The sequence below is a fragment of the Palleniella muris genome (genome assembly GCF_004792655.1).
Classification (GTDB): Bacteria; Bacteroidota; Bacteroidia; order Bacteroidales; family Bacteroidaceae; genus Prevotella; species Prevotella muris_A.
Genome location: NZ_SRZC01000010.1, coordinates 121,761 through 130,099 on the forward strand (window position 1 = coordinate 121,761; position 8,339 = coordinate 130,099).

Consider the following 8,339-nt stretch of genomic DNA (forward strand, 5'->3'; position numbering starts at 1 on the left):
ATGGCATTAGTAGCAATAGTAGGACGCCCTAATGTGGGCAAGTCCACCCTTTTCAACAGACTTACCAACACTCGCCAGGCGATTGTCAGTGACGTGGCAGGAACAACACGCGACCGCCAGTATGGCAAGTGTGAGTGGTGTGGCAGTGAATTCTCTCTGGTAGATACCGGCGGATGGGTCGTTAACTCCGACGATATCTTTGAGGACGCTATCCGCCGTCAGGTGATAGTTGCGACAGAGGAGGCTGACCTTGTGCTCTTCGTCGTGGACATAAAGAACGGTGTGACAGACTGGGATGAGGATGTGGCGATGATTCTCCGCCGCACGAAGCTCCCTGTCGTGCTTGTTGCCAACAAGGCTGACAACAATGTGGACAACTACTATGCTGCGGAGTTCTATTCTCTCGGCCTTGGTGAGCCGCAGACTGTCTCGGCAGCCACAGGTTCCGGTACAGGTGATTTGCTTGACCTTGTTGTGGAGAAGCTCCCGAATGCAGAGAAAGAGGTTGTGGAGAACATCCCGCGTTTTGCCGTTGTAGGACGTCCAAATGCAGGAAAATCCTCAATCATCAATGCTTTCATAGGCGAGGAGCGTAACATCGTGACAGAGATTGCTGGCACGACACGTGACTCAATCTACACAAAGTATGACAAGTTCGGTTTCAATTTCTACCTTGTCGACACAGCGGGCATACGCCGTAAGAACAAGGTCACCGAGGACTTGGAGTTCTATTCCGTCATGCGTTCCATACGCGCCATAGAAAACTCCGATGTCTGCATCCTCATGATTGACGCCACAAGAGGCATCGAGGCTCAGGACATGAACATCTTCCAGCTCATACAGCGCAACAACAAGTCGCTTGTTGTCGTTGTCAACAAATGGGACCTTGTGGAAGACAAGTCGCAGATTGCGATAAAGACCTTCGAGAATGCCATCCGAAACCGCATGGCTCCGTTTGTCGATTTCCCGATAATCTTCGCATCCGCATTGACAAAACAGCGCATCTTCAAAGTGCTTGAGACCGCACAGAGAGTGTACGCGAACCGCAAGGCGCGTGTCGGAACGACAAAGCTGAATGAGGTGATGCTACCTCTCATTGAGGCTTTCCCACCGCCATCAATCAAGGGAAAGTACATCAAGATAAAGTACTGCGCACAGCTTCCTGAGACACAGATACCGTCTTTCGTGTTCTATGCCAACCTGCCGCAGTATGTCAAGGAGCCTTACAAGCGTTTCCTTGAAAACAAGATACGTGAAAACTGGGAGATGACAGGCTCTCCGATAAATGTATTTATACGCCAGAAATAAACAGTGAAGGGTGGGGAAGTGTGCCCGCCTTTCGCTGTATTTATAAAGCCGTAACGGCAAAAACAATATCATGGACATGAAACGAATGAGATTCATAATGCTCTTAACCGCATTCTGTTTCCTCGCGACAGGCTGCAACAAAGGCGAGAGCCTGGAGGAAATAGAGGCTCGCGCTGGCAACACGGCGGTGGAATACTACAAACTGCTGCTTGCAGAGAACTACGAGGATTTCGTCAACGGCATGCTTGGTGGTGACTCCCTCCCTCCTGTCTATAAGGAGCAGATGGTGGCAAATGCCGCAATGTTTGTGAAGCAACAGGTCGATGAACATAAAGGCATAAAGGAGATAACGCTGAGCAGTTGCAAGGCTGACACTGCCAACCATACGGCAGATGCATTCCTGTACTTGCATTTCGCCGACTCGCAGAAAGAAGTGGTTAATGTACCGCTCGTGGAGAGAAACGGCGTGTGGTACATGAAATGACAGCATTGCCCTGCCTTGAGATGATTGACAAAAGCTATCGATATACCGAGATACCGTTATATCGAATCAACCTTAACATAAAGCAATGAACAACTTCACATTCTATTCTCCTACCGAATTCGTCTTCGGCAAGGAAACTGACAATAACGTAGGCTCACTTTGCCGCCGATATGGCGCAAAGCGAGTCCTCGTCGTTTATGGCGGACAGTCTGCAAAGAAGAGCGGACTGCTCGACCGAGTGTTTGCAAGCCTGAAAGCAGAAGGGCTTGATTATGTAGAACTTGGCGGCATACAGCCTAACCCGACCGACGGAAAAGTCTACGAAGGCATAGAACTTGTAAGAAAGGAAAATGCCGATTTCGTCCTCGCTGTCGGAGGCGGTTCGGTCATTGACACGGCAAAAGCCATCTGTGCCGGTGTGCCTTACGACGGCGATTTCTGGGATTTCTTCATATGCAAGGCAACCATTCAGGCGGCACTCCCTGTTGCTGTCGTGCTCACAATCCCGGCAGCAGGCTCCGAAGGCTCAGGCAATGCTGTCATCACACGTGAGGCAACGCTGCAGAAGCTCGGCATAAAGGCAAAGATGCTCCTTCGCCCGAAGTTTGCCGTGATGAATCCGGAACTGACATTCACCCTTCCTGCATGGCAGACAGCCAGCGGCATAGCCGACATGATGGCGCACATCCTTGAGCGTTATCTCTCGAACAATGCCGACATATTCATCGGCGAACGCCTTTGCGAAGGCACACTGCTTGCCATTATGGACGCTGCGCCGCGTGTCATGGCGAACCCTTGCGACTATGGAGCGCGTGCAAACATCATGTGGAGCGGTATGGTGGCACATAACGACACCTGCTCCTGCGGTATGGACGAAGACTGGTCATGCCACGCCATAGAGCACGAACTTTCCGCACTTTACAATGTCACTCACGGCGCAGGACTTGCGGTGATGTTCCCTGCGTTCCTGACATACATGGCGAAGCACCACCCTGCAAAGGTGCGCCAGCTTGCCGTCCGTGTGTTCGGAGTGTCTCCGGAAGGAAAGACTGACGAGCAAATAGCGTTGGAGGGTGTCGCACGCATGAAAGCGTTCTTCAAGGATGTGCTTCAGCTCCCTGTCACGCTCGGTGAACTCGGTATAGAGAATCCCGACATCGCCACTCTTGTTTGCAAGCTCCATGAGAACAAGGGCAATCCGTTCGGATTCTATTACAGCCTTACACCGGAAATCACAGAAGAGATTTACCGTCTCGCAATGTGATTCTGATATATACAGACTCAGGAAAGTGGTTTCAATGGACCTTATATGACAGCAACAGGGCTGATTCTTTTTTCGGAATCAGCCCTGTTGCTGTCATATAAGGTTAAATTGCTGTTGTAAATCAACTTTTGTTAATTCATAATCCATAGTGAAACATAATTGCAATCAATGATTTTCCGGTGCTTGTGTCAGCAACGAATACACTGTGGCAGATATGCGCGCTATTGCTTTTGCAGCCTCTTCCTCGTTGCCTTTGAAATCCTTTACAAACACAGCCAGCGTGTAGTGCTTGCCGTTTGGCAAACGTATGAAGGCGACATCATTATGAGCAGCGAGGATTCCCGCCTCATTGGTGTAGCCTGAGCCGGTCTTGTGGGCAACGACAACCCCTTCTTTGTCAAGCAATGGCGCAACAATCCTGTCCTTTCCGGTGGAGCATTGCTCCAAGGTTTCCATTATGAAGGATTGCTTGTCCTTGCTTATCAGACTGTCGGTGAACAGGCGGTTCATGAGCGTTGCAGCACCGAGAGGCGATGTGTAGTTGGAATATGCCTTGCCGTGGTCGGCAGACATCTCCTCTTCCGTGTAAGCTATCTGGAAACTTTGGCGAGGGATGAGTGTGGCGATGAAACTGTCGGTGCGGGCAACATCAACCAATCTGTTGAACATAAGGTTGCTGGCGTTGTTGTCACTCTGAATGAGCGTGTAGCGCAGCAGTTCCCTGACAGGCAAAGTGAATTCCGCCTCCTGATGCTCCTTCAGCATAGGGCTCCATGTGTTCGGGTCGAGTTTGTCCCTTTGCATGGCAATCAATGAGTCGAGGGAAAGCCCCTTACGGTCAAAGTCGTTGCATAGGGCTAATGCCTGATGCACTTTGAACACGCTCATCATGGCGTAGATGCTCTTGTTGTTGACGGCGACAGTGTCGGTGTTGTTTATGATTACCGCCACTCCGATTTTGCCCGGATAGTCGGATGTGATTTTGGAAAGCGTGTCGGTAAGTGCATGAGTGTCAGCGACGGATGCGTTGCTGTCTGCTCGGTGAGTGCATTGTACTGCTGACAAGCAGAACAACGAGATGCCTAAAGCGAATATGCCTGTTTTGAATTTTGTCATGGTATGTTTTGTAAAGATATGATGTATTTTTTGAATATATGATATGTTTTGCGGAATATATCATATAAAAAAACATGGGCGGCTGTTCAATGCTGCCCATGTATATGTCATAGCTGTGGCTCTTTCTGCTGGAACTGCGACTTGCGCAACTGGAAATTGTCGGTAAGATAGTTCTTTCGTACCACAGGGTCGACTGCCAGTTCCTCAGGAGTGCCTTGGAAAAGAATCCTGCCTTCAAAGAGAAGATAGGCTCTGTCCGTTATGGCAAGTGTCTCCTGAACATTATGGTCGGTGATAAGTATGCCGATGTTCTTGTACTTCAAGTGCCACACCACCTCCTGAATCTCTTCCACCGCGATAGGGTCAACGCCGGCGAAAGGCTCGTCAAGCATTATGAATTTCGGCTCTATGGCAAGGCATCGCGCAATCTCAGTACGGCGTCGTTCGCCACCCGAAAGGCGGTCACCGAGGTTTTTGCGCACCTTGTGGAGCGAGAACTCGTTGATGAGCTGTTCGAGTTTCTCCATTTGGTAGTCGCGTGGTTTTCCGGTCATCTCAAGCACAGAAAGTATGTTGTCTTCGACAGTCATCTTTCTGAACACACTTGCCTCCTGCGGCAGATAGCCGATGCCGAGGCGCGCCCGCTTGTAGACAGGGAGCTTTGTGATTTCCTCATCACCTATATATATATGTCCTCCGTTCGGGACGACAAGACCGGTAGTCATGTAAAATGATGTTGTCTTTCCTGCGCCATTAGGTCCTAACAGTCCGACAATCTCGCCTTGCTTGACATCGAATGCCACATCGTTGACCACGGTGCGCTTGCCATACTGCTTGATAAGTCCCTCTGCGCGCAAAACCAACTTCTCTGTTTCTTCCATCGTATGATATTTTGTTTGTCATGCAAAGTTACAACGAACTTGCTTAATGGCAAAATAAATTTGCATTTATTTGTATTTCATGAAGAAAACCGATTTAGGATTCTCAGAAACCAACCGCCATTCCCAGCGACATTGGATAAGCCTTAGGCGCGTTGCTTGTCTTCATAAGCGGCGTGAGAGCTTGCCTCATGTAGAATGCTATGCCGGCATAGCCGAACTGTAGTTCAAGATTGACGCCTATCGGGTTTACATGAATGTCCTTTGTCGTAGTGACAGTGTTCTGATTGGTCTTGTAACGCGCACGCTCGCTTTGCCTTATTTCCAATGACATGCCGAGAGTGGCGAAAAGCTCGCGTTTGTTTACTGTGCGCTGGTATTCCATAAATACAGGGAAACGCAATGCCGTATAGCTGATATAGCTCTTTTTGAACGTCTCGCCCTCACCATATTCTATAGGCTGTACGGACAGGGTGCCGTTATTGTTGTACAAGGCATAGTCATCTTGGAAATGCACCTTCACCCAAGCGAACTGCATACCGAACGACATTCCGAACGTGCGCTGGCTGTTGAAAGGAATGGCTGCGGACAATGGTGCGATAGCAAACTCCCATGATTTGGAACTGTTCAGGTGCATTCTGTCACTGTTATTGAAATGCATCGCCCCTCCGCTCAGTGTTGAGAAGCCATAGCTGAACCAAGGGATGTGGCTGTAGAAATGGGCTTTTCTGTTGATGTTCCATTTCTTTGGGAGGAACGGCGAAGTGACATACACTTGCGTCACTTCCTGCCCGTCGACGAATTTCGTCTCGGAAGTCTTGCGGAACTCGTCGCCGTCTTGGTCAAGCACTGCCACGTTTGTGCCTTCGTCCGTGTCACAGACCACAATCTGCTTGTTGCCGTATACGAATGTTGTGTCTTGCACTGTTTCTGCCTGCATCGCAATAGCCGGCAAGAGAAGAATCAAAGTAAAAAGTTTTTTCATGGTGAATATGTTTTTTTTGCATGTTAGGGTACTATATATAATAAGGTGTAATAATCACCTACCGCCGTTTGCCATAGCACATTGTCATTACATCCTCAGGCTTCAAAGCCCCCTCGATGTAAATCAGTGTGCCACTGCCTTTAGGGCCTTTGCTGAACAGGATGTAGCGGTTTGTCTTCCCGTCCTTTGACGGCATCTGGTAGTAACCGCTCACGACCGTGCCGTTGTCGACCACCTCACGGATTTTCTTTGCCTTGCGCTTGTCCTCGGCAAGAGCCTTGTCCACCTCATTGCCGATATGCTTGTAGACCAGGCTTTTGTATGTGCGCAGAGGATAGCCGCGCATTTTCGTGTCGTGCATCTCCACCATTTTGCAGCCCTTCGAGTGGCCGTAAGTCGCAAAGATACGGTCAATGTTCAATGCCGCCTGCATGGTGAGACTGCTTGCCATAAGCAATAATGTCAATAGTATGTGTCTCATGATTCGTTTGATTTACAATGTTTTACGCCATACGCTTTATAACTCGTCAAAAGCCGCGAAAGCATCATCGTCGGTGTACATCACGGATTGCAATGCCGCCTCCGCCTCTTCCTGCACAATGTGCTTATTTGTCACCCTCTTGCCGTCAAGGACAGCATAACCGTCCGATGCATTTCCCTTTGGCAAAGCTATGATGACAGCTGCCGCAATGCAGGCAGCAATGGATGCAATGCGCATATATAAGGTTAGTCTGCCATTGCTTTTCTTTGCCACGGAAGGGTTTTCCACGACTGCCGCCTTGCTGTCGACAAAGGCAAACATCATCTTGTACGCCTGCCACTCCTTAGGCATCTCCTCGTCCGGCAGTGTCCGGAAATACTCGCGCAGGACATTCTCCTCGGCACATGTCGTCATACCGTCGTCATATTTCTCTATGAGTTGTTGTATTTCCTGTTTTGTCATATCGTCCTTGAATTAGAAAGTCTTACAAATTCTTCCTTGATTTTCCTTCGTGCCCTTGACAGATTCTGCCTCAAAGCCTCAGGCGAGCAGCCTATGATGCTTATTATCTCCTCCGCCTCGTAGCCGTCAATCTCCTTCATTTTGAAGACAGCTTGCTGGAGAGGCGGCAGATGTTCGACAATCAAGCCTATGAGTTCCATGTCGCTGCGTGCCTCTGTGGTGTAGCTCTCCGTGCCGGTCTCCTGCGGCATCCCTGCGAATCTCTGTCTTTGCCGCCACAGGTCGTTCGCCTTGTTGCGGAGGATGGTCATCGCCAGAGCCTCCACGTTAGGATGACTGTCCAGTTGGTCGCGTATGTCCCACAGTTTCAGCATGGTCTCTTGCACAATGTCCTCAGCATCGCTGTCATTGCCAAGCAGCTGGCCCGCCCTTTTCAAGAGCCGGATGCGTATGGGGATTATCTTTCTGTTGAATGTGCTTAAGTCCATTTTTTCGTTACTGTGCCGTCTTTTCCGGTGTCCGGCAGCCCTGTGTTTTTTTGTTGTTTCTATCCATATAACGCAGAAAGCCGCGATTTGTGACATCATGCCACGCATTTTTTTTCATTATTTGGTAAAAAGATATTGAAAGGAGATAATCTGTTACACTTTGCCAGTTTCTCTTTTGATGTCTTTCTGTTGTCGCATTTCTCTGTATATCAGTGCTTTATAAAAGGTAACCTTTTGCGCTGTAAACTGTTATCTTTTATGGTGTCAAACGTAACCTTTCACAATGCAAACCGTTACCTTTGATTCATAGAAAGACAACCAATGATTTTTGCTTTTTTCTGAAAAAAAGACTCATCTTTTATTGTGAATTAAAATCTTTTTGACTATAAAAAGAATGGTAAAGATAGTGGTGGAAGTACGGCAGGTTCTTGGGGAACCGGCTCGTTTATGAGAATGAAAAGGAATTTAAGGACAGCACAAAAAGAGATGAGGGATTTGCGTGCAAAAGCACGAAAGGATGGTTATAGCATTCCTCAGTCAGAATATGAAACTGTAACTGTGTCTTATTGATTACGCACCTCGAGTGTTACTCTCGTACTGAAGAATATGAGAATAGCACTCTTTTCTTTTCTCCAACCGCCACCCTCCGTTCCCGCTTCTTATCAAGATTCCACATTATTCCCTCCATTTCTTCATGCTTTGTCATGCTTCCTCCTGTTTTCTCATGCTGTATCATTCCTCCCATTCCCTATAATATATAATAATGTGCATATCTTTATATCTGTTGATTTGAGTCAACGAAAGCGCAAAAGTTGACATTTTCTTGCAAAAAAGACTGTCAAAGTCTTGCGGGAATGCGAAAAAAGCTATACC

Annotated in this window: 9 protein-coding genes; 3 read left to right on the top strand and 6 right to left on the bottom strand. The window is 48.3% G+C overall.

Annotated elements, in window-relative coordinates; translation table 11 throughout:
- The 3 genes from der (at window position 1) to E5358_RS07555 (ending at window position 3,056) form a co-directional block, all read left to right on the top strand.
- Window positions 1-1,308, top strand: a complete 1,308-nt coding sequence (gene der, locus E5358_RS07545; RefSeq protein ID WP_135939621.1) for a ribosome biogenesis GTPase Der — start codon at window positions 1-3, stop codon at window positions 1,306-1,308.
- A 76-nt stretch (window positions 1,309-1,384) separates the two neighbouring features.
- Window positions 1,385-1,792: a hypothetical protein gene (locus E5358_RS07550; protein ID WP_135939622.1), complete on the top strand. Its 408-nt coding sequence runs from the start codon at window positions 1,385-1,387 to the stop codon at window positions 1,790-1,792.
- 85 nt (window positions 1,793-1,877) lie between these two features.
- Window positions 1,878-3,056: an iron-containing alcohol dehydrogenase gene (locus E5358_RS07555; protein ID WP_135939623.1), complete on the top strand. Its 1,179-nt coding sequence runs from the start codon at window positions 1,878-1,880 to the stop codon at window positions 3,054-3,056.
- A gap of 165 nt (window positions 3,057-3,221) precedes the next feature.
- Here the strand turns inward: E5358_RS07555 and bla are convergent, their stop codons facing one another.
- The 6 genes from bla to E5358_RS07585 all read right to left on the bottom strand — a co-directional run bounded on the left by bla (window position 3,222) and on the right by E5358_RS07585 (window position 7,466).
- On the bottom strand, window positions 3,222-4,172 hold the full coding sequence (bla, locus tag E5358_RS07560) for a class A beta-lactamase, subclass A2 (protein WP_135939624.1): 951 nt from the start codon (window positions 4,170-4,172) through the stop codon (window positions 3,222-3,224).
- A gap of 107 nt (window positions 4,173-4,279) precedes the next feature.
- On the bottom strand, window positions 4,280-5,053 hold the full coding sequence (gene lptB, locus E5358_RS07565; protein WP_135939625.1) for an LPS export ABC transporter ATP-binding protein: 774 nt from the start codon (window positions 5,051-5,053) through the stop codon (window positions 4,280-4,282).
- Window positions 5,054-5,156: 103 nt separating this feature from the next.
- Complete coding sequence (locus E5358_RS07570) at window positions 5,157-6,035, bottom strand: hypothetical protein (RefSeq protein WP_135939626.1); 879 nt, start codon at window positions 6,033-6,035, stop codon at window positions 5,157-5,159.
- A 58-nt stretch (window positions 6,036-6,093) separates the two neighbouring features.
- Window positions 6,094-6,516 carry a DUF4252 domain-containing protein gene (locus tag E5358_RS07575; protein WP_135939627.1) on the bottom strand — a complete coding sequence of 141 codons (423 nt, stop codon included), beginning with the start codon at window positions 6,514-6,516 and terminating at the stop codon, window positions 6,094-6,096.
- 36 nt (window positions 6,517-6,552) lie between these two features.
- Window positions 6,553-6,978 carry a Rho GTPase-activating protein gene (locus E5358_RS07580; protein WP_135939628.1) on the bottom strand — a complete coding sequence of 142 codons (426 nt, stop codon included), beginning with the start codon at window positions 6,976-6,978 and terminating at the stop codon, window positions 6,553-6,555.
- Window positions 6,975-7,466, bottom strand: coding sequence for an RNA polymerase sigma factor (locus E5358_RS07585; RefSeq protein WP_135939629.1), 492 nt, complete (start codon window positions 7,464-7,466; stop codon window positions 6,975-6,977). The genes E5358_RS07580 and E5358_RS07585 overlap by 4 nt, the downstream gene beginning before the upstream one ends.
- Window positions 7,467-8,339 lie beyond the last annotated feature (873 nt).

What these genes read in the sequence shown, in the direction of transcription:
- der (WP_135939621.1), top strand. Translation starts at nt 1, where the DNA reads ATGGCATTAGTAGCAATAGTAGGACGCCCTAATGTGGGCAAGTCCACC.
- E5358_RS07550 (WP_135939622.1), top strand. Translation starts at nt 1,385, where the DNA reads ATGAAACGAATGAGATTCATAATGCTCTTAACCGCATTCTGTTTCCTC.
- E5358_RS07555 (WP_135939623.1), top strand. Translation starts at nt 1,878, where the DNA reads ATGAACAACTTCACATTCTATTCTCCTACCGAATTCGTCTTCGGCAAG.
- bla (WP_135939624.1), bottom strand. Translation starts at nt 4,172, where the DNA reads ATGACAAAATTCAAAACAGGCATATTCGCTTTAGGCATCTCGTTGTTC.
- lptB (WP_135939625.1), bottom strand. Translation starts at nt 5,053, where the DNA reads ATGGAAGAAACAGAGAAGTTGGTTTTGCGCGCAGAGGGACTTATCAAG.
- E5358_RS07570 (WP_135939626.1), bottom strand. Translation starts at nt 6,035, where the DNA reads ATGAAAAAACTTTTTACTTTGATTCTTCTCTTGCCGGCTATTGCGATG.
- E5358_RS07575 (WP_135939627.1), bottom strand. Translation starts at nt 6,516, where the DNA reads ATGAGACACATACTATTGACATTATTGCTTATGGCAAGCAGTCTCACC.
- E5358_RS07580 (WP_135939628.1), bottom strand. Translation starts at nt 6,978, where the DNA reads ATGACAAAACAGGAAATACAACAACTCATAGAGAAATATGACGACGGT.
- E5358_RS07585 (WP_135939629.1), bottom strand. Translation starts at nt 7,466, where the DNA reads ATGGACTTAAGCACATTCAACAGAAAGATAATCCCCATACGCATCCGG.